The 22947-nt window shown below is 70.1% G+C and carries 19 protein-coding genes; 12 read left to right on the top strand and 7 right to left on the bottom strand.

Translation table 11 applies throughout. From position 1 onward, the window contains the following. Nucleotides 1–108: 108 nt before the first annotated feature. Entirely contained in the window at nt 109–381 is a 273-nt protein-coding gene (locus Q0C81_RS00505; protein ID WP_291832237.1) for a metal/formaldehyde-sensitive transcriptional repressor, read from the top strand. Continuing rightward, nucleotides 378–1307 carry a CDF family Co(II)/Ni(II) efflux transporter DmeF gene (gene dmeF, locus Q0C81_RS00500; protein ID WP_291832236.1) on the top strand — a complete coding sequence of 310 codons (930 nt, stop codon included), beginning with the start codon at nt 378–380 and terminating at the stop codon, nt 1305–1307. Before Q0C81_RS00505 ends, dmeF begins: the two co-directional genes overlap by 4 nt. Before the next feature lie 90 nt (nt 1308–1397). Here dmeF and Q0C81_RS00495 read toward each other — a convergent pair whose 3' ends face one another. From Q0C81_RS00495 to Q0C81_RS00485, 3 genes are read right to left on the bottom strand one after another with little or no spacing between them, the layout of a single operon-like run. Then, entirely contained in the window at nt 1398–2840 is a 1443-nt protein-coding gene (locus tag Q0C81_RS00495) for an efflux transporter outer membrane subunit (RefSeq protein WP_291832235.1), read from the bottom strand. Then, a complete protein-coding gene (locus Q0C81_RS00490; RefSeq protein ID WP_291832234.1) occupies nt 2840–6082 on the bottom strand; it encodes an efflux RND transporter permease subunit in 3243 nt (1080 codons plus the stop codon). The genes Q0C81_RS00495 and Q0C81_RS00490 overlap by 1 nt, the downstream gene beginning before the upstream one ends. A 7-nt stretch (nt 6083–6089) precedes the next feature. After that, complete coding sequence (locus Q0C81_RS00485; protein WP_291832233.1) at nt 6090–7286, bottom strand: efflux RND transporter periplasmic adaptor subunit; 1197 nt, start codon at nt 7284–7286, stop codon at nt 6090–6092. A gap of 108 nt (nt 7287–7394) precedes the next feature. Here Q0C81_RS00485 and Q0C81_RS00480 point away from each other — a divergent pair, with 108 nt between their 5' ends. After that, entirely contained in the window at nt 7395–8048 is a 654-nt protein-coding gene (locus tag Q0C81_RS00480) for a TetR/AcrR family transcriptional regulator (protein WP_367117956.1), read from the top strand. Here the strand turns inward: Q0C81_RS00480 and Q0C81_RS00475 are convergent. Continuing rightward, a complete protein-coding gene (locus Q0C81_RS00475; RefSeq protein ID WP_291832232.1) occupies nt 8032–8466 on the bottom strand; it encodes a PaaI family thioesterase in 435 nt (144 codons plus the stop codon). The genes Q0C81_RS00480 and Q0C81_RS00475 overlap by 17 nt on opposite strands. A gap of 48 nt (nt 8467–8514) precedes the next feature. Here Q0C81_RS00475 and Q0C81_RS00470 point away from each other — a divergent pair, with 48 nt between their 5' ends. The 8 genes from Q0C81_RS00470 (at nt 8515) to Q0C81_RS00435 (ending at nt 19794) form a co-directional block, all read left to right on the top strand. Then, on the top strand, nt 8515–8832 hold the full coding sequence (locus tag Q0C81_RS00470; RefSeq protein WP_291832231.1) for a DUF3253 domain-containing protein: 318 nt from the start codon (nt 8515–8517) through the stop codon (nt 8830–8832). 135 nt (nt 8833–8967) lie between these two features. Next, complete coding sequence (locus Q0C81_RS00465) at nt 8968–9552, top strand: uracil-DNA glycosylase family protein (RefSeq protein WP_291832244.1); 585 nt, start codon at nt 8968–8970, stop codon at nt 9550–9552. Continuing rightward, nucleotides 9549–10547, top strand: a complete 999-nt coding sequence (locus Q0C81_RS00460; protein ID WP_291832230.1) for an alpha/beta fold hydrolase — start codon at nt 9549–9551, stop codon at nt 10545–10547. Before Q0C81_RS00465 ends, Q0C81_RS00460 begins: the two co-directional genes overlap by 4 nt. A 226-nt stretch (nt 10548–10773) precedes the next feature. Further along, a complete protein-coding gene (locus Q0C81_RS00455; RefSeq protein ID WP_291832229.1) occupies nt 10774–11865 on the top strand; it encodes a Glu/Leu/Phe/Val dehydrogenase in 1092 nt (363 codons plus the stop codon). 222 nt (nt 11866–12087) lie between these two features. Further along, nucleotides 12088–14142, top strand: coding sequence for a cell cycle histidine kinase CckA (cckA, locus tag Q0C81_RS00450; protein ID WP_291832228.1), 2055 nt, complete (start codon nt 12088–12090; stop codon nt 14140–14142). Nucleotides 14143–14212: 70 nt separating this feature from the next. After that, on the top strand, nt 14213–16063 hold the full coding sequence (locus Q0C81_RS00445; RefSeq protein WP_291832227.1) for a M61 family metallopeptidase: 1851 nt from the start codon (nt 14213–14215) through the stop codon (nt 16061–16063). Between the two features lie 85 nt (nt 16064–16148). After that, nucleotides 16149–17978, top strand: coding sequence for a DUF885 family protein (locus Q0C81_RS00440; protein ID WP_291832226.1), 1830 nt, complete (start codon nt 16149–16151; stop codon nt 17976–17978). Between the two features lie 10 nt (nt 17979–17988). After that, the gene (locus tag Q0C81_RS00435; RefSeq protein ID WP_291832225.1) at nt 17989–19794 is read left to right on the top strand and encodes a DUF885 family protein; all 1806 of its coding nucleotides are present in this window, start codon (nt 17989–17991) and stop codon (nt 19792–19794) included. A 3-nt stretch (nt 19795–19797) separates the two neighbouring features. On the opposite strand, the gene Q0C81_RS00430 is transcribed toward Q0C81_RS00435, so the two are convergent. Further along, nucleotides 19798–20751 carry a LysR substrate-binding domain-containing protein gene (locus Q0C81_RS00430; protein ID WP_291832224.1) on the bottom strand — a complete coding sequence of 318 codons (954 nt, stop codon included), beginning with the start codon at nt 20749–20751 and terminating at the stop codon, nt 19798–19800. Nucleotides 20752–20859: 108 nt separating this feature from the next. Here Q0C81_RS00430 and Q0C81_RS00425 point away from each other — a divergent pair, with 108 nt between their 5' ends. Continuing rightward, entirely contained in the window at nt 20860–20982 is a 123-nt protein-coding gene (locus tag Q0C81_RS00425) for a hypothetical protein (protein WP_291832223.1), read from the top strand. 124 nt (nt 20983–21106) lie between these two features. Here the strand turns inward: Q0C81_RS00425 and Q0C81_RS00420 are convergent, their stop codons facing one another. Next, the gene (locus Q0C81_RS00420; RefSeq protein WP_291832222.1) at nt 21107–22018 is read right to left on the bottom strand and encodes an NAD(P)/FAD-dependent oxidoreductase; all 912 of its coding nucleotides are present in this window, start codon (nt 22016–22018) and stop codon (nt 21107–21109) included. Then, nucleotides 22015–22947 (bottom strand): DUF1176 domain-containing protein (locus Q0C81_RS00415; RefSeq protein ID WP_291832221.1); only part of this gene is annotated, 933 nt, incomplete at its 5' end. The genes Q0C81_RS00415 and Q0C81_RS00420, both read right to left, overlap by 4 nt.

The following is a 22947-nucleotide window of genomic DNA, read 5'->3' as shown; positions in this document are numbered from 1 at the left end:
GAAGGAGCCCTCCGAAAGATCAAGCGCCCCGTCGAGCTATCGGCGGGGCGTTCTGCTGTTCGGAGCCTGGGTCGACTCTTGGTCAGCTTATACTCTAGGGGAGTATTTATGAGCCATCTGACCGCCGACAAGCCAAAGCTCCGCGCCCGCATCCGCCGCATCGCCGGTCAGGTCGCCGCGCTGGAAAAAGCGATCGAAGCCGATATCGATTGCGCCGCCGTGCTCCAGCAGGCCGCAGCGGTTCGAGGCGCGTTGGGCGGGCTGGTGGAGGTGCTGATCATCGACCATCTCGAACACCATGTGGCCGCGCCGGGGCTGGACGAGGCCGCCCGCCGTCGCGGCGCCGACGAACTGGTCGCCATTCTGGGACGCTACAAATGACCGATGCCGACCTGTCCGTTGAGGGCCATGCCCATCCGCATGTCTTTCTCGGCGAAGCGCACGACCGCAACGCCCGGCGCACGCTATGGGTGGTGGCTCTGACGGCGCTGATGATGGTGGGGGAGATCGTCGCTGGGTACGTCACCGGCTCGATGGCCCTGTTGGCTGACGGTTTCCACATGGCCACCCATGCCGGAGCGCTCGGTGTGGCGGCCATCGCCTACGGCTACGCCCGCCGTCATGCCGATGATCGCCGGTACAGCTTTGGCACAGGCAAGGTTGGAGACCTGGCGGGCTTCGCTTCGGCTCTGGTGCTGGGGCTGGTGGCGCTGGGCATCGCGGTAGAGTCCGTGCGCCGCCTGTTCGATCCCGCCGCCGTGGCCTTCGGTGAGGCGATTCTGGTCGCCGTCGCGGGGCTGGCGGTCAATCTGGTCAGCGCCCTGCTGCTGTCCGGAGGTGGCCATCACCATCATCACGGGCATGACCATCATGCTCACGATCACCACGCCCACGGTGGGGACAACAACCTGCGCTCGGCTTACTTCCATGTCCTAGCCGACGCCCTGACGTCGGTGCTGGCGATCGCCGCCCTATTCGCGGGCCTCTTCCTCGGCTGGCGGTGGATGGATCCGGCGATGGGGGTTGTCGGAGCCGTGGTCATCGCCCGCTGGTCCTGGAGCCTGATGCGTGACACGGCTGCTGTCCTGCTGGACCGCACCGATGATCATGTCGCCGAAGAGGTTCGAGAGATGATCGAGACTCCCGGCGACGCCCGCATCGCGGACCTCCATGTCTGGAAGATTGGTCCTGACGCCCATGCCGCTATCGTCAGCGTCGTCGTCTCCGGCGGGCTGGACATCTCCGAGATCCATCGCCGTCTGACCCCGGTGCACGAACTTCGGCACGTGACCGTAGAACTGCGCTGAAGACACGAAAAAGGGGAGACATCACGCCCACGAAAAAGGGGAGGCTGTTTCCAGCCTCCCCTTCGTCATTCCAACTCTGGTCCGAAAGCCTCAGCCCTCGTTGGTCCAGCCGCCGGCCAGCGCCTTGAACAGGGCGATCTGGTAGGTGGTGACCAGCGCGCTCGACGACGCCAGCTGGGCGTCGGCGGCGGCCAGGGTCCGTTCGGAGTCCAGCACCGTCAGGAAGCTGTCGGCGCCGGCGTCGAAGCGCAGGCGCGACAGGCGGGCGGCGTTGGCGGCCTGGTCCCGCGCCGACTGCAGGGCCGACCGGCGGTCCAGCTCGTTGGCGTAGTTGGCCAGGGCCGTCTCCGTCTCCTGAAGCGCGACCAGCACCGTCTGGTCGAACGTCGCCAGGGCGGCGTCCGAGGAGGCGCCCGCCTGTTCGATCCGCGCGCGGGCGGCGAACACGTTCGGGAACGACCAGCTGATCAGCGGACCCACCGAGAAGCGGAAGTTCTCGTTGTCGCCCAGGCCGCTCGCGTCCAGCGCCGTCGCCCCGGCCGAACCGCCCAGGGTGATGCGCGGGTACAGGTCGGCGGTGGCCACGTTCACCCGCGCCGCCGCGGCGGCCAGGTTGCGCTCCGCCTGACGGACGTCGGGACGCCGCGCCAGCATGGCCGCGCCGTCGCCGACCGGGATCGGCTGGGTCAGTTGCGGCGGCGCCGCGCACGCCCGGGCCGCTTCGCTGGTCTCCGCCGGGGTGCGCCCGGTCAGGGTGGCCAGACGGAACAGGGCGCCGTCCCGCTGAGCCCGCAGGGGCGGCAGGGTCGAACGGGTCGACTCCAGCGCCGAGCGGGCGCGGGCCACGTCCAGTCCGTTGCCCGAACCGGCGTCCAGCAGACGCTGGGTCAGGCCGACGGTATCGGTCTGCAGCGTGATGGTCCGCTCTGCCACCGCGATCTGGGCGTTGCCCGAGCAGGCGTCGGCATAGGCCCGGGCCGTTTCGGCCGCGACCGTGACGCGCACCACATTCAGTGCGGCCTCGGCGGCGGAAGCGTCGGCGCGGGCGGCGCGGATGGTCGACTCCACGCGGCCGAACAGGTCGACCTCGTAGGAGACGTCCAGACCGGCGCTGTAGGTGTCGGACTCGGGCGCCTCGGTCCCGGCGGGCAGGCCGGGCACGGTGGCGGCCGAAGGGCGGCCGGTGGTCACGCCGGCCGAGGTCGTCGTCGACGGGAACCGGCCGACCCGAGCCTCGCCCAGCGCCGCACGAACGCGACGCAGGTTGGCGGCCGCGGCCTCCAGCTCGTTGTTGTTGGCCAGGGCCTCGCCGACCAGGCCGTCCAGGACCGGGTCGTTGTACAGCCGCCACCAGTCGTCGCGGGCTGTGGTGTTGGCCGAGACCGCCGGTGAGGCGGCCCCGATGAAGGCGCCCGACGCTGAGGGGGGAAGGGTAGCGTCAGGCGCCTTCGGCCCGACCGCGCACGAGGCCAGCAGAAGGCTGGCTCCGGCGGTTGCGGTCAGGAACCGGAGAGAGGGTTTCAGGGTCATCATCAGGCGTCTCCCAGCCGCGGAGTGGCGGGCTCGGCTTCATGCGGCGGCAGGCCGCCGGTGGTGGGGATCTCGCGCTCCTTCTGCGGCGCGCCGGGCAGCTTGGAGGCCACCCACCGCATCACGACGTAGAAGACGGGCGTGAAGATCAGGCCGAAGAAGGTCACGCCCAGCATGCCGGAGAAGACCGCGGTGCCCAGCGACTGGCGCATTTCGGCGCCGGCGCCGGTCGCCAGCATCAGCGGCACTACGCCGAAGATGAAGGCGAACGAGGTCATCAGGATCGGACGCAGGCGGGTCTGGGCAGCCCGGACGGCGGCGTCCCAGCGGTTCAGTCCCTCGTCCTCGGCCTGTTTGGCGAACTCCACGATCAGGATGGCGTTCTTGGCCGCGAGCGCGATCAGCACCACCAACCCGATCTGGACCAGGATGTTGTTGTCCAGTCCCCGGATGTTGATCCCGATCATGGCCGCCAGGATGCACATCGGAACGATGAGCACGACCGCCATGGGAAGCGTGAAGGCCTCGTACTGGGCCGCCAGCACCAGGAAGACGAAGATCACAGCCATGATGAACACCACGGTCGCCCCGCCCGCCGACTGCTTCTCTTGCAGCGCCAGGCCGGTCCATTCGTACGAGAAGCCCGGAGGCAGGGTGGCCTCGGCCAGCTGCTCCATGCTCGCGATCGCCTGGCCGGACGAGACGCCCGCCGCGGCCTGCCCCTGAAGCTCGGAAGCCGGGAACAGGTTGTAGCGCACGATCCGCGACGGGCCGGAGTCTTCGCGAAGGTTGGCGACCGAACCGATCGGCACCATGGCGCCGGTGGCCGAACGCGTCTTCAGGTTGGCGATGTCGGCGATGTCGTCACGCGACGTCGGTTCCGCCTGCGCCGTCACCCGGAAGGTGCGGCCCAGATAGTTGAAGTCGTTGACGTAGGACGAGCCGAGATAGACGCCCAGCGTGTTGAACACGTCCGACGGCTGCACCCCCATCATCAGCGCCTTGTCGCGATCGACGTCGGCGGCGATGCGCGGCGAACCGGTGTTGTAGGTCGAGAAGACCTGCTGCACCTGGTCCGGCGCCTGGGCGGCGGCGCCCATCATGGCGAAGGTCGCGCCTTCCAGCGGGCGGTAGCCCGCGCCGGTGCGGTCCTGCACCATCATCTGGAAGCCGTTGCCGTTGCCCAGACCCTGAACCGCGGGCGGGGCGATGACGAAGATGTTGGCGTCCTCGATGCCCATGGTCGCGCCGGTGATGGCGCCGGCCAGGGCCGCGGCGCTTTGCTCGGCGCTCTTGCGCTCATCGAAGGCGTCCAGTCGAACGAAGATGGTCGCCGAGTTGGAGCCGAACGAGAAGCTGGAGCCGTCCAGGCCGGCGAAGGCGACAAGGCCTTCCACGCCCTCGGTCTTCTTGATCGTATCCGAGGCCCGGCGCATGACCGCCTCGGTGCGCTCCAGCGAGGCGCCCGGGGGCAGCTGGATGACGCCGATCAGGAAGCCCTGGTCCTGCTCGGGGATGAAGCCGGACGGGGTGTCCATCAGGCGCCAGCCGGTCAGGCCCAGCAGGGCGACATAGACGATCAGCACGATGCCGACGGTCCGCACCAGGCGGGCGGTCAGGCGGCCGTACTTGTCCGACAGCCAGTCGAAGCCCTCGTTGAACTTCCGCCCGGCGTAACCGCCGTAATAGGTCACCGAACCCCACACGCCCGGCTTGCGATGCGTGTCATGCTCCTTGTGCGGCTTCAGCAGCAGCGCGGCCATGGCCGGCGACAGCGTCAGCGACACCAGCAGCGACACGACCGAAGCCGTGGTGATGACGATGGCGAACTCGCGATAGAAGATGCCCGGGATGCCCGGCACGAACATGGTCGGCACGAACACCGAGACCAGCACCAGGCCGATCGAGATCAGCGCGCCGGAAACCTCCTGCATGGAGCGGTAGGCGGCTTCCTTGGGCGTCAGTCCCTCGCGGATGTAGCGTTCCACGTTCTCGACCACGACGATGGCGTCATCGACGACGATGCCGACCGCGAGGACCAGGGCGAACAGGCTCAGCGAGTTGATCGAGTAACCCAGCATCAGCTGGACGGCGAAGGTCGCCACCAGCGCCACCGGGATGGCCACGATCGGAATGATCGCCGCCCGCCAGGTCTGCAGGAAGACGATGACCACCAGCACGACCAGGATCACGGCTTCGAACAGGGTGTGCTGCACGGACTCGACCGAGGCCGCGACGAACTCCGTCGGGTTGTAGGCGACGGAAAGGTCCATGCCTTGCGGCAGTTCGGCCTTCACGGCCTCCATCTCGGCCATCACGCGCTCGGCGGTGCCCAGCGCATTGGCGCCCGGCTGCTGCACGATGGCGATGCCGACGCCGCGCTCGCCGTCGAAGAAGCCGCGGATGCCGTAGTCCTGGGCGCCCAGCTCGACCCGAGCGACGTCGCGGACGCGGGTCACGCGGCCTTGAGCATCCGTCTTGATGACGATGTTTGAGAACTGATCAGGATCGCTGAGACGGCCCTGCACCTGCACCGGCAGCTGGAAGGCCGCGGCGTTGGTGGGGAAGGGCGGCTGGCCGATGGCGCCGGCCGCGGCTTGCACGTTCTGGGCGCGCAGGGCGGCGATGATGTCCGGACCGGTCAGGCCGCGTTCGGCGGCCTTGGACGGGTCGATCCAGACCCGCATCGAATAGTTGCCGCCGCCGAAGATCTGGACGGTGCCCACGCCTTCGAGGCGCAGCAGGCGGTCCCGCAGCGTCGAGTTGGCGTAGTTGCCGACGTAATCGTTATCCAGCGACTTGTCCGGGGAGGTCAGCCCCAGGATCATCAGGAAGCCGCTCTCCTGCTTGTTCACGACCACGCCGGTCTGGCGGACCTGTTCAGGGAGGCGGGGTTCGGCCAGGGCCACCCGGTTCTGGACCAGCACCTGCGCGGCGTCCAGGTCGGTGCCCGGCTGGAAGGTCACGGTGATCGACGCCACCCCGTCCGAGGTGGACGAGGAGGACAGATACAGCATGCCCTCGACGCCGTTGACCTCTTGTTCGATGGGCGCGGCGACGGTCTCGGCCAGGGTTTCGGCCGAGGCGCCGGGATAGGAGGCGTTGATGGTGATCGTCGGCGGCGCGATCTCCGGATACTGCGATAGGGGCAGCAGCGGATAGGCGAAGACGCCGATCAGGGTGATGAACACCGCGATCACGGCCGCGAAGATCGGCCTGTCGATAAAGAAGCGTGAGATGTTCATTGTCGGATCAATCGCCCGAGACGCTGGCGGCGAAGGTGGCCGTGGACGCCGGAGCGGCCTGGGTCACCGGGACTTGCGCCTGCTGGACCACCGGCGTGATACGGCCGTTGCTGGCCTGCACCTTCATGCCGGGCGCCTGGATGCGCTGGACGCCGTTGATGATGACGCGATCGGTCGGCTGCAGACCCGAGCGGATCACGCGCAGGCCGTCGACCAGCGGACCCAGCTGCACCGGCTTGGGCGCGACCGAGCCGTCGGCGGCGACGACGTAGACGATGCGGCGGGCCTGGTCGGTGGCGACGGCGGCGTCGGGCACCAGCATGGCCTGATAGGTGCCGGCGCCGGCCAGGCGGGCCTGGCCGAACATGCCCGGCTTCAGGAAGCCGTCCGCGTTCGGGATCAGGGCGCGCAGGCGGATGACGCCCGAAGCCGTGTCGACCGCGTTGTCGGTGAAGTCGAGCGTGCCGGAGCGCGCGTAGCTGCTCTCGTCCTGCAGGCGCACCTGGATCGGGGCGGCGCCGTTGCGGGCCTGGCGCTGATACTTCAGCAGCACGGCTTCGGAGCCGTCGAAGACGAAGTGGATCGGCGCGCTGGAGACCACGGTGGTCAGCACGTCGGCCTGCGACGAGCCGCCGGCGACTAGATTGCCCGGGTCGACGCGGCGGTCGGACACGCGGCCCGAGATCGGCGCGGTGACGCGGGTGAATTCCAGGTCCAGCTGACGGGCGCGGACGTTGGCGTTGGCGGCGGCGATGGCCGCTTCCGCCGTCTGCAGGGCGCCGCGGCGGGTGTCGACCTCGGCCTGCGAGACGGCCTGCGAGGCCAGCAGGGTTTCCGAACGGGTCAGTTCCGTGCGGGCCAGGTTCACCTGCGCCTGCGCCTGCGCCAGCTGGGCGCGGGCCGAGGCCAGAGCGGCCTGGGCCGGACGCGGGTCGAGGGTGAACAGCAGCTGGCCGCGGCTGACATAGTCGCCGTCGCGGAAGTGAACGCCCTGGATATAGCCGCCGACGCGCGCACGCACCTCGACGGACTGGGTCGCCTCGAAGCGGCCCGTGAACTCATCCCAATCTTGAACAGCCCGGACCAGCGGCGTCGCCACGGTCACCGCCGGCGCCGGCGGCGCCTGGGCTTCGCTCGGCTGGGAACAGCCATAGAGCGCGACGGCCATGAGGGCCGACGCGGTCACGATCTTCACCGTGCGCATGAATGCTAGTCTCCGAATGGGAGCAAATCCCTGTCTCTGTCGACCATGGCGTTCGGGGAGGAAGCCGCTAGTCAACGCCCGGTGACTTAATGGTGATCCGCCCCTCACTTGTCAACGGGTGATGACAAAGCCATATTGATCTTGGGGCTATTCCGGAGACCTAACCCGTTGTTTTGTCATGTCGCGCCACGGCCAAGAAATGCCGAGGCGACTCGCGCTGCTATTTTGTCCGCCGCGCAGGAACGCTTCTCGCGCGAAAGCTACGACGACGTCGGCATGCGTGACATCGCCGGCGACGTCGGCGTCGACGCCGCCCTGGTGTCCCGCTACTTCGGCTCGAAGGAAGATCTCTTCACCTCCGTGCTCGACAGCTGTTCGAACGGCAGCGAGCTGATGGACGGCGAGCGTTCCGAGTTCGGCCGCCGCGTCGCCCATGCGGTGATCTTCGAGCCCAAGAAGGAGGGCAAGCTCAAGGGCCTGCTGATCATGCTGCGCTCGGTCGGTTCGACCAAGGCGATGGAGCTGGTTCAGCGCACCGGCAGCGAGCGCTTCTTCGATCCGTTCACCGAATGGGTCGGCGGCGAGGACGCCCCGGTCCGGGCCCGGCTGGCCGCGGCCACCATCATGGGCATGGCCGTCAGCCGCGAGATCACCGCCGGCTTCGGCCTGAGCCATGAGGAATGCGAGCGCATGGAGGCCCGCATGGCGGTCATCCTCCAGGGCATCATCGACGACGGCCCGGCGCTTAGCCGCGCGGCGTGAATTTCCGGATCACGCCCGAGAAGGTCATCAGGATGCGCTCGCCGACGCAGATCTGACCGCGCACGAAGATCAGGCTCTTGCCCGCGCGCACCACCTCGCCCGTCGCCTCGACCAGTTCGCCCACATAGGCGCCGTCGATGAAGGTTGAATCCAGCGACACGGTCACGCCCGAGGCGCCCTCCATCTCCTGATAGGCCGTCTGGAACAGCGAGATGTCGGCGAAGGTCATCAGGCAGCCGCCGTGCATCCGGTCGCCCGCGTTCATGTGCTTCTGCTCGGCCCGGAAGGCGCAGCGCATCCGCCCGTCGGCGTCCGGCTTGAAGTAGAAGGGCCCCACCACCTGGTCGAAGGTGCCGTGCAGGTCGTAGGTCCGCCAGCCGGTGAACTCGCCTTCCGTGACCGTGATTTTCGCGACCATGATGATCCCTGCCTTCTTCTCGCTCTCGCAATGCAGCATATAGGCCCGATGAGCGACCCCATCGAAACCGCCATCTTCGAAAAACTGGCGAAGGCCGACCCCAAAAGCGTCGGTGGAAAAAGCATTGAACCTTCGGATGTGGCCAAGGAGCTGCAGCCTGAGCAATGGCAGCGCATGCTGCCCAAGGTGAAGGCCGTGGCCCTGGGCCTGATGCGTCAGGGCAAGCTGACCATCACCAAGAAGGGCAAGGCGGTCGATCCGAACAGCTTCAAGGGCGTCATCCGCCTGCGTCTGCCGACCCCGGAAGAGACCGCCGCCGCCCTGGCCGCGCTCCCGCCTAAGCCGGAAGGCGATGACGAGGACTGAGTTGTCGGAATCTCCCTCCCCCTCGTGGGCAGGGATGTCGCCGCGTAGCGGCGGCAGGGTCGGGTTCGTATCCGAGCGCTCGGTTCCCTACCCGTCTCGCTTCGCGAGCCACCCTCCCCAGAAGGGGAGGGAGAGCTGACCCTCTCTTCCGTTCTCGCTGACATCCGCGCCTGCCGGGCCTGCCTCGGCCAGCTGCCGCACACCCCGCGTCCCGTCGTCCGCGTCTTTCCCGAGACCCGGCTGCTGATCTGCGGCCAGGCGCCGGGCCGGCGCGTGCATGAAAGCGGCCTGCCGTTCACCGACCCGTCCGGCGATCGCCTGCGCGACTGGATGGGCGTGGACTATGAGACCTTCTACGCCGATCCCCGCCTCGGCGTGGCCGCCCAGGCCTTCTGCTATCCCGGAACGGCTCCGAAAGGCGGCGACTATCCGCCGCCCAGGAAATGCGCCGAGCTGTGGCGGCCCCAGCTGCTGGCCGAACTGCCGGCGGTCGAGCTGACCCTGCTGGTCGGCGGCTATGCCCAGGCCTGGGCGCTCGGCGATCGGGGCAGGGCCAACATGACCGAGACCGTGCGGGCGTGGCGTGACTACGCCCCCGCCATCCTGCCCATGCCCCATCCCTCGTGGCGGAACACGGCCTGGCTGAGGAAGAATCCGTGGTTCGAGGCCGAGGTCGTCCCCTATCTGCGCGAGCGGGTTCGGGGCATTCTCTGCGCATGACCCGGACATTCGCGGCCCTGTTCCTGTCTCTCGCGCTAGCCGCCTGCGCCACCCCCGCCATCCAGCCCGTCCTGACCCCGCCGCCCGGCTTCACCGGCCCGGCGCTGGAGGCCTCGACCCTGCTGATGGATGACGGCGCGCGCCTGCCGCTGGCCCGCTGGGCGCCCGAGACGGGCGAGCCCTGGGCGGTCATCGTCGCCCTGCACGGCATGAACGACAGCCGCGCCTCCTTCCGCCTGGCGGGGCCTTACTGGGCCGAGCACGGCATCGAGACCTGGGCCGTCGACCAGCGCGGCTTCGGCGAGGCGCCCGGCCGCGGCGTCTGGGCGGGCGAGGCGCGCATGACCGAGGACCTGCGCACCGCCGTGGCCTTGGCCCGCGCCCGCCATCCCCGCGCGGTCATCGCGGTCGCGGGCGAAAGCATGGGCGGCTCGGTGACGATCGCCGCCTTCGGCTCGGACCGTCCGCCCGCCGCCGACCGCGTCATCCTGCTGGCCCCCGGGGTCTGGGGCTGGAGCGCGCAGGGCCCGATCAACTCCGTCGGCCTGCAGCTGGCGGCCCGCGCCATGGGCCCCTACGCCGTCGATGCGCCCGAATGGGCCATCAAGGCCCATCCGGCCTCGGATAACAGGGTCGAGCTCTATCGGAACGGCCGCGACCCCAACAGCATCATCTCGACCCGGTTCGACACCCTGTACGGCCTCGTCGATCTGATGGAGAGCGCCTCTCTGCGGCTCGGGTCGATCCGCGCCCCGACCCTGCTGCTCTACGGGGCCCATGACAATGTGATCGAGAAGCCGTCGATGCGGCTGGCCCTGCGGCGGGCGGGCCAGCGCCCCGACTTCCGCACCGGCTACTATCCGGACGGCTGGCACATCCTGAACCGCGACCTCCAGGCCGAGACCATGTACCGCGACGTCGAAGCCTGGCTGCGGGATGCGGCGGCTCCATTGCCGTCAGGGGCCCAGCCGGTGCTGCCTCAGCTCGAGAAGTGATTGGTGGTTGCTGGCTCTGGGGCCGGTGGTCGCAGCCATGGCGCGGACGCTCGCCCCATCGAACCACTAATCACTAACCACTAATCACTTGCAGCCTCGCCGCCCGTCGCCCGCGCGCGCCGCTTCCCGCCATCCCCCCATCACGAAACCGCCATGCTTGCGGTGTTACTCCGACGCGCGTAATCAGCCGCGCAATAAAAATACCTTGGGAGTAGCGCTTATGGGCATGACCCTGTTCGATTCACCGTCGTTCGCGAACCATGAAGGCGTCCACGCTGTCTTTGACGAAAAGACCGGCCTGCGCGCTATTATCGCTGTTCACTCGACCGCGCGCGGCCCCGCCGTCGGCGGCACGCGGATGTGGAACTACGCCTCCTCGGCCGAAGCGCTGGAAGACGTGCTGCGCCTGTCGCGGGGCATGAGCTACAAGGACGCCGTCGCGGATCTGGAGATGGGCGGCGGCAAGTCGGTCATCATCGGCGACAGCCGCACCCAGAAGTCGCCGGAGCTGTTCCGCGCCTTCGGCCGCGCCGTCGACACCCTGGGCGGCCGCTACTACGCCGCCGAAGACGTCGGCGTGTCGGTCTCTGACATCGCGGAAGCGCGCAAGGCCACCGAATACGTGCTGGGCCTGTCCGACGGTCCGGAAGCCTCGGGCGACCCTTCGCCGGTCACCGCCGAGGGCGTGTTCCGCTCGACCCTGACCGTCGCCCGCCGCCTGTGGAAGCAGGACGACCTGACCGGCCTGACCGTCGCCCTGCAGGGCATCGGCCACGTCGGCGGCTATCTGGCGGACAAGCTGCACGCCGCCGGCGCCAAGCTGGTCATGACCGACGTCAACACCGCCCTGCTGGCCGAAGTCGCCGCCCGAACCGGCGCCGAGATCGTCGCTCCGGACGCCATCTATGACGTCAAGGCCGACATCTACGCCCCGTGCGCTCTGGGCGCGACGCTGAACCCGCAGACGCTGGACCGCATCACCGCCAAGGCCGTGGTCGGCGCCGCCAACAACCAGCTGGCCACCCCGGACATCGGCCAGAAGCTGTTCGAGCGCGGCGTGCTCTACGCCCCCGACTACGTCGTCAATGGCGGCGGCATCATCAACGTCGCGTCGGAACTGCGCGCCCGTCAGACCGGCGGCGCCTATGACGCGGCCTGGGTCGAGACCAAGCTCTCGCGCCTGATGGACACCCTGGACGAGGTCCTCGAACGCTCGGCCGCCGAAAAGCGCCCGACCCACGAGATCGCCGACGCCATCGCCGAAGCCCGCATCAACGCCGCCCGCGAAGCCCGCGGCGAGGTTCTGAAGGCGGCCTAAGCCTCCACGTCCAATCCTGACGCACCGACCGGCTATCCTGCGATCCGCGGGGTAGCCGGTTTGCGTTTTGGCGACCCGCCGGACGCATCGGACGCTTCGGACGGTGTTTTTCATCCGCACCGTCCGCACTCTTCGCACTGCAGTTTTTCGCCCGGATTCGCGCGTCAGGGGCATACGGCCCATCATCGCGCCTTCCACCCGTTTGATTCGGGCCGAGACGCCATGACGACGACCACCGCCCGCCGTTCCATCGATCCGCTGCTGATCGTGATGGCGCTCGGCTTCGTGGTGGCCGTGGGCGCCCTGGCCTATCCGGCCTTCCGCGCCGATCCGATGAGCGCGCCGGGCCTGATGCTGATCTTCACCGTCGGCGCCGTGGCCCTGATCGGCCTGTTCACCTACGCCCGGGGCGAGGCGAAGAAGCCGACGGGCGATACCACCGTCGAACTGCTCGACGCCATGGCCGAGCCCGCCGCCCTGGTCTGGGCCACCGGCCAGGTGCTGGCCTTCAACGGCGCCTGGGCCGAGGCCGGAGGCGCCACCGCCGCCCTGCCGCCCGCCCGCTCGGGCGGCAAGTCCGCCTCCGCCCTCTACATGGCCTTCGCCCAGGCCCGCGCCGGGGAGCAGGGCCGCGCCATCGTGCCGGTCGGCGACCGCGAGCTCGAGGTCCTGATCGGCATGGCCGGGGAGGGGCGGTTCCTGATCCGCGCCGCGCCCGAGGCCGTCCTGCCCGTCTCCGCCCCGGCCATGGACCGTCCCGCCGCCGCCGCCAACGGTCCGGGCGGTCGCGCCATGGCCGCCGGCGCGCCCTTCGGCTCAGCCCTGCTTCAGGCCGAGGACCTGTTCGCGGGCAAGGTCGAGGAGGCCAACGCCGCCCTCGCCCTGCTCACGGGCCCCGCCGCCGCCCGCGACGCCGCCTTCGGGCACCTGTTCGAGCCCACCGGGGTGATCGAGGCCAAGGCCAAGCTGTCCGGCGGCTCGTCCGGCCCGATCGAGCTGGTCGCCCGCGCCCACCCTGACCGCATGCTTCACCTCTATGTCGCGCCCGAGAACGGCAAATGCCGCGTCTGGCTGTTCGACGTCTCGGCTCAGAAGTCGATGGAGCTGCAGCTCTCCCAGGCCCAGAAGATGCAGGCCGTGGGCCAGCTGGCCGGCGGCGTGGCCCACGACTTCAACAACCTGCTGACCGCCATCCAGATGCAGCTGTCCGAGCTGCTGGAGCGTCACCCGGTCGGCGACCCCTCCTATGACGGCCTGAACCAGATCCGCCAGACGGGCATCCGCGCCGCCGACCTGGTGCGCAAACTGCTGGCCTTCTCGCGCAAGTCCACGGTCCGCCGCGAGCGCCTGGACCTGGGCGAACTGGTCGGCGAGTTCGCCGTCCTGCTGCGCCGCCTGCTGCGCGAGGACGTGCGGCTGGAAACCGACTACGGCCGCGACCTGCCGGTGGTCCTGGCCGACAAGAGCCAGCTGGAGACCGCGGTCATGAACCTGGCCGTCAACGCCCGCGACGCCATGCGCGGCGTGGTTGAGCCCGGCGCCGGCGTGGTCACCATCAAGACCCGCCGCCTCAGCCGCGACGAGGCCCGCCAGATGGGCTGGGCCGCCGCCGAGACCGAGGCCGTCGCCCTGATCGAGGTGTCCGACACCGGCCCGGGCGTGCCGCCGGAGCTCCTCGACAAGATCTTCGAGCCCTTCTTCACCACCAAGGCGGTGAACGAGGGCACGGGCATGGGCCTGGCCACCGTCTACGGCATCGTCGAACAGGCGGGCGGCCATATCAACGTCGCCAACGTGGACGGCGCCGGCGCCGCCTTCCGCATCTTCCTGCCCGAGGCCGCGGAGGCCGAGCTGGCCGAGGTGCCGCAGGTCGAGATCAAGGTGAAGACCCCCCGCGACCTCTCGGGCGCCGGCCGCATCCTGTTCGTCGAGGACGAGGCCGCCGTGCGAGGCATCGCCGCCCGCCTGCTGCGCCAGCGCGGCTATGAGGTGATCGAGGCCGAGGACGGCGAACAGGCGCTGGAGCTGGCCGAGGAATGGGCCGGCCAGATCGACATGATGATCTCCGACGTCATCATGCCCGGCCTCGACGGCCCATCCCTGCTGAAGAAGGCCCGTCCCTTCCTCGGCGACGCGCCGGTCATGTTCATCTCCGGCTATGCCGAGAGCGACTTCTCCGACCTGCTGCAGGACGAGGTCGGCGTCTCCTTCCTGCCCAAGCCGCTGGACATCAAGACCCTGGCCGAGCGGGTGAAGCAGGAGCTCCACGCCGGCTGAACTATCGTTCACTTGTCAGCCGTTCCCGCCCGCGCCACGGTCCGCCCCCGATAGTCTGAGGGGAATCCGCATGAAGCTCGCCATCGCCGGTCTGGCCGTAATCTCGCTCGGTTTCGCCGCCGCTCCGGCCTGGGCCCAGACGGCGCCCCCGGTGCGCTACGACCTCAGCTTCGAGAACGCGGTCCACCACGAGGCGCGGATCACCGTCACCTATCGCGACGTCGGCCGCGCCCCGGTGCGGTTCGAGATGTCCCGCTCCTCGCCCGGCCGCTATGCGCTGCATGAGTTCGCCAAGAACGTCTATTCGGTCTCCGCCGTCGACGGCGCGGGCCGCCCGCTGACCGTCGAGCGCACCGATCCCTCCGGCTGGACCGTCGGCGGCCACGACGGGACGGTCAGCGTCACGTACACCCTCTACGGCGACCGGGCCGACGGCACCTACGCCCAGATCGACGCCGCCCACGCCCACCTGAACATGCCCGCTGCGCTGATGTGGGCGCGCGGCTTCGACGACCGCCCGGTGGAGCTGACCTTCCACTCGCCCAACCCCGCCTGGCGCGTCGCCACCCAGCTGGCCCCCACCGCCAACCCAGCCGTCTTCACCGCGCCGAACCTCCAGTACCTGATGGACAGCCCGACCGAGCTCAGCGACCACATGGTCCGCGAGTGGCAGGTCGACGACGCGGGCGTGCCCCGCACCATCCGCATCGCCCTCCACCACCCGGGCACGGCCGAGCAGGCCGACATCTTCGCCGGGCGCGCCCGCAAGGTCGTGGACCAGCTGATCGCCGTCTTCGGCGACGTGCCGGACTTCGATTACGGGACCTACACCTTCCTCGCCGACTACCTGCCCCAGGTCAGCGGCGACGGCATGGAGCACCGCAACTCCACCGTCATCAGCGGCTCTCGCTCCCTGGCCGACGCCGACTACGGCCAGATCGGCACCCTGAGCCACGAGTTCTTCCATGCGTGGAACGTCGAGCGGCTGCGGCCCGCCGAGCTGGAGCCCTTCGACTTCACCCGCGCCAACGCCACCCCGTCGCTGTGGTTCGCCGAGGGCTTCACCAACTACTACGGCCCGCTGGCCATCCGCCGCGCCGGCCTCTCGACCGTCGACCGCTTCCTGGCCGAGATCGGCGGGCAGGCGAACGTCATCGTCAACACCCCGGCCCGGGGCTACGGCTCGCCGCAGGAGATGAGCCTGCGCGCGCCGTTCGTGGACGCCGCCGCCTCCATCGACCCGACCAACCCGAACATCTTCACCTCGTACTATACCTACGGCGCCGCCCTGGCCCTGACGCTGGACCTGACCCTGCGCCAGCGGTTCGACGGCCTGACGCTGGACGACTACATGCGTCAGATGTGGCGCACCCACGGCCGGACCGAGAAGGCCTATACGCCCGACGACCTGCGCGCCGGCCTGGCCGAAGTGACCGGCGATCCGGCCTTCGCCCAGGCCTTCTTCAACGCCAGCATCCAGCGCAGCGAGATGCCTGACCTGGCGCCGCTGCTGGCGCAGGCGGGCGTGGTCATGAAGCCGCGCAACCCGACGGGCGCCTGGGCCGGCCCGGCGCGGCTGCAGGTCGCCGACACGGTGGTGCGACTGGCCGGGGCCACGGCGCCGAACACGCCGCTGTATCTGGCCGGGCTGGACGGCGGCGACGAGATCGTCCGCCTCGGCGACACGGCCATCGACAGCCAGGCCAACTGGGACGACGCCCTGAAGGCGCTGAAGCCCGGCGACACGGTCGCGATCACCTACATCCAGCGCGGCGCCGAGCGCACCGCCCAGCTGCGGCTGGGGACCGACCCGGCCTTCGAGCTGGTGCGCATCGAGACGACGGGCGGCGCGGCCACTCCGGCGCAGCTGGCCTTCCGGAACGCCTGGCTCGGCCAGGAGGCCGCGGCCGCCCAGCCCTGAGCCGCCGCGCACGCGGGCTTGCCAGCGGAGGTCAGGCAGCGTTCAGTGCCGGGCTACGCATATCCATGACCCTGGGGAGTCCCTCATGCTCGATCGTCGCCGTTTCCTTCTGACCACCGCCGCGGGCGCCGGTCTGGCCGCCACCACGGGCGGGGCGGTCTTCGCCCAGGCGGCAAACGGCGCCGATGCGGCGCTGACGACGGTGATGGACGGGATCACCCGCGACCACCTGCTCAGCTCGCCGGAACTGCTGACCATGCTGGGGATGGACAAGGGGCCCGGCGCGGCCATGAAGTCCCGGCTCGATGACCGCTCGCTGGCCAAGCAGGCGGCGGACAAGACCAAATTCCTGGCGTCCATGACCGCCCTGAAAGGGATCGACCGCGAGGCCCTGTCCCCGCGCTTCAAGGTCTATCACGACACGGTCGAATTCTTCGGCGAGACGGCCGTCCAGGGCTACGACTTCCCCTACGGCGGCGGCCTGTTCCCGTCGCCCTATACGGTCAGCCAGCTGGGCGGCGCCTACCAGAGCACGCCGGACTTCCTGGACAGCCAGCACTCCATCGAGACCGCCGAGGACGCCGAGGCCTATCTCTCGCGTCTGTCGGCGCTGGCCACCGTCTTCGACCAGGAGACCGAGCGGGTGAAGGCCGAGTTCGCGGCCGGGGCCGTGCCGCCCGACTTCGTGATCCAGCGCGCCACCGGCCAGATGCAGACGATCCTCGGCGCCGATCCGGCCGGGCTGACGCTGGTCACCTCCGTGGCCCGCCGCGCGGCCGAGAAGGGCCTGCCGGGCGCCTGGGGCGAGCGCGCCCTGGCCATCGTCAACGGCTCGGTCCTGCCCGCCCTGGCGCGCCAGCGCGACACCCTCGCCGCCGGCCTGCCGACGGCCTCGCACGACGCCGGTTGCTGGCGCCTGCCGGACGGCGACGCCTATTACAATTACGGCCTGAAATTCTACACGACCTCCTCCCTGACCGGGCAGGAGATCCACGACATGGGTCTGCAGCAGGTGGCCGAGCTGAGCGCGCGGGCCGACGTCCTGCTGCGCGCGCAGGGGCTGACCCAGGGCACGGTGGGCGAGCGCATCGCCTCGATCGCCTCGCATGTGCCGGGCCAGGTCTATCCCAACACCGACGCCGCCAAGGAACAGCTGCTGGCTGATCTGAACGCGCAGATGTCGACGGTCATGGCGCGGATGCCCGAGTATTTCGGCCGCCTGCCCAACGCGGCCTGCGACATCCGCCGCGTGCCCAAGGAGATCGAGGTCGGCGCGCCGGGCGGCTACTACCAGTCGCCGTCGCTGGATGGCTCGCGGCCGGGCGCCTACTACATCAACCTGCGCGACACGGCCGAGTGGCCGAAATTCACCCTGCCGACCCTGACCTATCACGAGGCGGTGCCGGGCCATCACTTCCAGATCGCCCTGCAGCAGGAGAAGACCGAGACGCCGCTGCTGCTCAAGGTGCTCGGCTTCTCGGCCTATACCGAAGGCTGGGGCCTTTACGCCGAGCAGCTGGCCGACGAGATCGGCATGTACGAGAACGACCCGTGGGGCCGGATCGGCTCCATCCAGTCGCTCATGTTCCGGGCGGCGCGCCTCGTCGTGGATTCGGGTCTGCACTACAAGCGCTGGAGCCGCGAGCAGGGCATCCGCTACATGGTCGAGACCCTGGGCGACCAGGAAAGCTCGATCACCACCGAGGTCGAGCGCTACGCCGTCTGGCCGGGCCAGGCCTCCAGCTACAAGGTCGGCCACACCACCTGGGTGCGGCTGCGCGAGCAGGCCAAGGCCACGCTCGGCGACCGCTTCGACATCAAGGGCTTCCACGACACCGGCCTGGACGCCGGCGGGGTGCCGCTGACGGTGTTGGAACGGGTGATCGGCGACTGGGTCGCCAGCCGTCGGGGCTGAGGAACGCCGGATGATCGATCGCCGCCGCCTGCTCCTGACCGCCGCCGCCGGAGCCGGGCTCGCCGCCTCCGGGGCGGCCCTCGCCGCGCCCCGTGACGCCGACGCCGAACTGGACGCCCTGCTGCAGTCCTGGTTCGACCAGGACATCGACGAGTCGCCTGAGAGCGCCACCAACCTGGGCCTCGACCGCGGCGCGCGGGCGGGCCTGGCGTCGAAGCTCAGCGACCAGAGCGAGGGCGCCTGGCGGGACGAGCGGGCGCAGGCGGTGGAGCGCTGGCGCGTGTTCCGCGCCTTCGGCGGGACGGACGGCCTGTCCGAGGCGGGCAAGGTCAACCACGCCGTCGCCGCCTTCCGGACCGAGACGGCCGCTGCGGGCGCGGGCTTCGACTACGGCTCCACCATGGGCGGCGGGCGGATGGGCCCCTATGTCGTCAACCAGCTGACCGGCGCCTACTTCACTGTGCCGGACTTCCTGGACAGCCAGCACCGGGTCGAGGATGCGGCCGGCGCCGACGCCTTCCTGTCGCGCCTGTCGGCCTTCGCCCCCTCGGTGGATGCGGAGACGCAGCGAATCCGCGCCGATGCGGGCAAGGGCGTCGTCCCGCCCGACTTCATCATCGACCTGACCACCGGCCAACTGCGCGCGCTGGCGGGGCAGGCGGCCCCCGACATGGCCATGGTCCGCTCGCTGGAGCGCAAGGCCTCGGCCCTGGGCCTCAACGGCTACGGCGACCGCGCCGCCCGCCTGGTCGAGACCGAGGTGAAGCCGGCCCTGGCGCGCCAGATTGCCGCCTTCGAGGCCCTGCGTCCCGCCGCCGTGCACGACGCCGGCGTAACCCGCCGCCTGCCCGACGGCGAGGCCTTCTACGCCCACGCCCTGAAGCACTGGACCACCACCACCCTGACCGCCGACCAGATCCACGCCATCGGCCTGGAACAGGTGGCCGAAATCAGCGCAGGCATCGACGCCATCCTGAAGGCCCAGGGCCTGACCCAGGGAACCGTCGGCCAGCGCATCGACGCCCTGAACAAGGACCCGGCCCAGCTGTGGGGCGAGACCGACGCGGACAAGGTGGCGCTGATCGCCTCGCTGAACCGGCAGGTGCAGGCGCTGCAGCCGCTTCTGCCGCGCGTCTTCGGACGCCTGCCCCGCGCCGCCGTGGAGGTCCGCCGAGTGCCCCCGGCGATCGAGGCGGGCGCGCCGGGCGGCTACTATCAGGGGCCGCCGCTCGACGGCTCGCGGCCGGGCGCCTACTACATCAACCTGCGCGAGACGAAGAACTGGCCCAAGTTCTCCCTGCCGACCCTGACCTATCACGAGGCGTCGCCGGGCCATCACCTGCAGGTCGCCCTGCAGCGTGAGACCGACAGCCTGCCCCAGTACCGCCGCGCCAACGGCTTCTCGGCCTATAACGAGGGCTGGGCCCTGTACGCCGAGGCGGTCGCCGCGGACGATCTGGATGTCTACGCCGAGGACCCGCTGGGCCGGGTCGGCTTCCTGATGTCCTACCTGTTCCGCGCCGTCCGCCTGGTGGTCGACACGGGCATGCACGCCAAGGGCTGGAGCCGCGAACAGGCCGTCGACTACATGGTCGCCTCGGGCGCCAAGCCTGTCGGCGCGGCCAACAGCGAGATCAACCGCTACGCCTCGATGCCGGGCCAGGCCTGCGCCTACAAGATCGGCCACACCGTCATCGCCCGCCTGCGGGCGGAGGAGGCGGCCAAGCCCGGCTTCGACCTGCGCGCCTTCCACGACAAGGTACTGGTCAACGGCTCGGTTCCGCTGGCCGTGCTGGAAGGCCTGATCCGGGGCTGAGGCCTAGGGACGGGGCGCGGCCGCCTTCTTCGCGGTGCGCGCCTCCTGCCCGACCCGGGCCGCGGCCACCGCCGGGTCGGCTTCGGCCTGGGCCATGAGCCAGTCACGGAAGCGCTTGATCTTGGGCGAGCGCCGCCGCCCCTCGGGCCAGACCAGATAGTAGCCGGTGTGGAAGGCCACCATCTCCTGGAAGGGCCGGACCAGGACCCCGGTCTCGATCTCGCGCGCGAACAGGATCGGCGAGGCCAGGGCCACGCCCTGTCCGCCCAGCGCGGCCGCGACCTCCAGCACCTGGTAGTCGGCCGTCAGCTTGGTCGCCGGGCGCACGCCGTCGTCCAGCCCCGCCGCCGCGAACCAGGCGGCCCATTCCTTCTCCATGCCGATGCGCGGGGCGTTCAGCAGGTCGCAGGGGTCCTTCAGGTTCAGCTTCTGCGCCATCGCCGGACCGCATACGGGGGTGAAGACGCTGGGCATCAGCATCTGGCTTTCCATGCCGGGCCAGTCGCCGTGCCCGGACCGGATGCCGACGTCGAAGCCCTCGCGCGCGAGGTCCAGCAGGGCGGGATTGGTGTCCATCCGCACCGCCAGCCCGGGGTTGGCCAGCTGGAAGGCCCCCAGCCGCGGGGCCAGCCACTGGGTCGCCAGCGTGGCCAGGGTGGTGATCGACAGGATGTGCTCGTCCGCCTCGGTCAGGTCGCTGATCGCGCGGCGCAGCAGGCTCATGGCCTCGGTGGCGGCGCGCGACAGCCGGTCGCCGGCTTCCGTCGGCTGCACCTCGCGCGGCAGGCGGCGGAATAGGCTCTGGCCCAGCCGGCCCTCCAGCGCCTTGATCTGCCAGCTGACCGCGGCCTGGGTCATGCCCAGCTCCTCGGCGGCGCGCGTGAAGCTCTTCAGCCGCGCGGCCGCCTCGAACACGCGGATCGAGGCCAGGGGGATGCCGGAAAGAGGGTCGGCCATAAGCGAACCTTATGTGGGGGTCGCACAATCTGGTTTGTCCGCTTCCCGTGTCAAGCCGATATTGCCGCCTATCACCCACGCCGACCAGAGGAGGCCGAGATGGAAGAGATGCACCACACGCATAAGGAGCCCGCATGGGGCTGGGTTGCGGTCCTGGAAGAGTGGCGGCGTAGCCGCACGCGCCGCATCGTGCGCGCCCAGGCCGGTTCGCCCGCCGCAACCCGGCGCTGATTTCCCCCCGATCCGGTACGCTGCCGGGGCGCCTCCGCACCCCGTTCCTACCGTCGGCCCTTGCCTCCTCCAAGGGCCGTGGCCCGAACTCCGGACCCCACCCAATCCCGGAGTTCGGGCTGATTCAATTCGGCGGCACGACCAGGCCGTCGGCCTCGCGCAGCCGGTTGTGGATCGCGGTCGCGGCCACGGCGGCCTCGGCGCTCGCCACGGCGATCTGGTTCAGGCCGCGCACCACGTCCCCGGCGGCGTAGAGGCCGGGCGTGCCGGTCTGCTGGTGGGCGTCGACGAACAGGCGTCCGTCATCGCCGGTGCGCGCGCCGACCCCTTCGGCCAGCGCCGCGTTCGGCGAGGTCCCCAAGGCCGAATAGACCAGATCGAAGCTGCGGAACGTCCCGCCCCAGCTCAGGGCCGTGACCCGGTCGCCTTCCAGACGAACATTGTCGATCGGCGCACAGACCAGCTCGATGCCCAGCCGCGTCAGCGCGTCCCGGCAGGTCAGGTCCTCAGGGGCGCCCACATGGATCAGCGCCACCCGTTCCGAATAGGTGCGCAGGAAGGCGGCTTCGCGCGCCCCCCGGTCGTCCGTCCCGATCACCGCCACAGCCCGGTCGATGGCCTCGTAGCCGTCGCAGATCGGGCAGATGCGCACCAGCGAGCGTTCGATGGCCCGCTCCACGCCCGGCAGATCGGGATGATGGTCGGTGACGCCGGTGGCCAGGAGCACGGCCCGCACCCGGAGGGTCCTCCCGTTCAGTCGGGCTGCGAAGCCGTCGCCGTCCCGCGCCAGCGTCTCGACGCGGCCCGCCTCGATCTCGGCTCCATATTCGGTCGCCTGCTCGGTCATGCGCCGCAGGACGGCGTCGCCGGTGATCCCCTGCGGAAAGCCGGGCATGTTGTGGCTGACCGGAATCCAGCAGGCGCGCGACGCGCCCCCGTCGGCCACCAGCACCCGTCGGCGGAACCGCGCCAGATAGGTGGCGGCGGTCAGTCCGGCGGGGCCGGCTCCGACGACGAGGACCTCGGGGTCCGTCATCTCCGTGAACGCCACAGGGTCGGCCAGAGGTCGGAGTTCATGCCCCAGCAATCCCCCATGCTGCGTTCCTCGGACAGGGCGTAGCCCTGCGCGGTCCACGTCCAGGTGGTGATGGTCCCGCAGTCGCCCAGGCCCCGTCCGCGCGGGAAGACCGTCAGGGTCTGGCGCCGGGGGTCGTAGATCGGATTGACCAGCCACGGCCCCTCGCCGCCGATATCGCCCTCGGTGCGCGGGGTGTGTTCGGGCAGGACCGCGGGCCGGACCCCGGAGCCGTCCGGACGGGCCAGGTAGAAGACATAGGTCGCGTTATAGGCTCCGCTGCCGCACGGGACGCCCCACAGCACCGTCGATGCGTCCAACCGCGCCGCCAGCACGGCCTTGTTCAGATATTCGTTGTTCTCCGCCCGGCAGGCCTTCACCGTCTTCAGCGCCTCTATCCCCGCCGGGACCGCCGGGGCGCGGGCCTCGTCCTCCATCGGATTTGCCGCGCCCTCGAAGCCGGCCTGCGAGACCGGCGGCGCGGGGACCACGCGGGGCAGGGCGGGGGCGGACGGCACCATCGCGTCCGGACGGTCCCCACGCCGGATCAGGGCGGTCGCCGTGTCCAGCCGTCCCTGACGTTCGTCGATCCACAGCAGGGCGGCCTTCAGGCCCGAGGCGGGGACCGCGCCCTTCTGCCCGCCGCCCTCCATCGTCAGGGCCTGGGCGTCCGCCGCCGCGATGAGCGCGGTCGCCGGGGAGCCGGCCAGTCCGTCCGCGCAATACAGGCCGTCGGTTCCCTGCATGCGCAGCAGCGGACGGCCGTCCGCTGAAAGGGTGACGGGGTTGGGCGTGTCGTCCTGTCCGGTGAAGCCCAGGCCGAAACCGACGCACGGACCGTCCGTGGACGCGCCGGCGGACCGGGTGATCCGGATCCAGCTGGTGGCGTC

Source organism: Brevundimonas sp., from assembly GCF_023259385.1.
Classification (GTDB): domain Bacteria; phylum Pseudomonadota; class Alphaproteobacteria; order Caulobacterales; family Caulobacteraceae; genus Brevundimonas.
The sequence above is the reverse complement of the archived record's forward strand: the minus strand, read 5'-3'. Positions and strand labels throughout refer to the sequence as shown.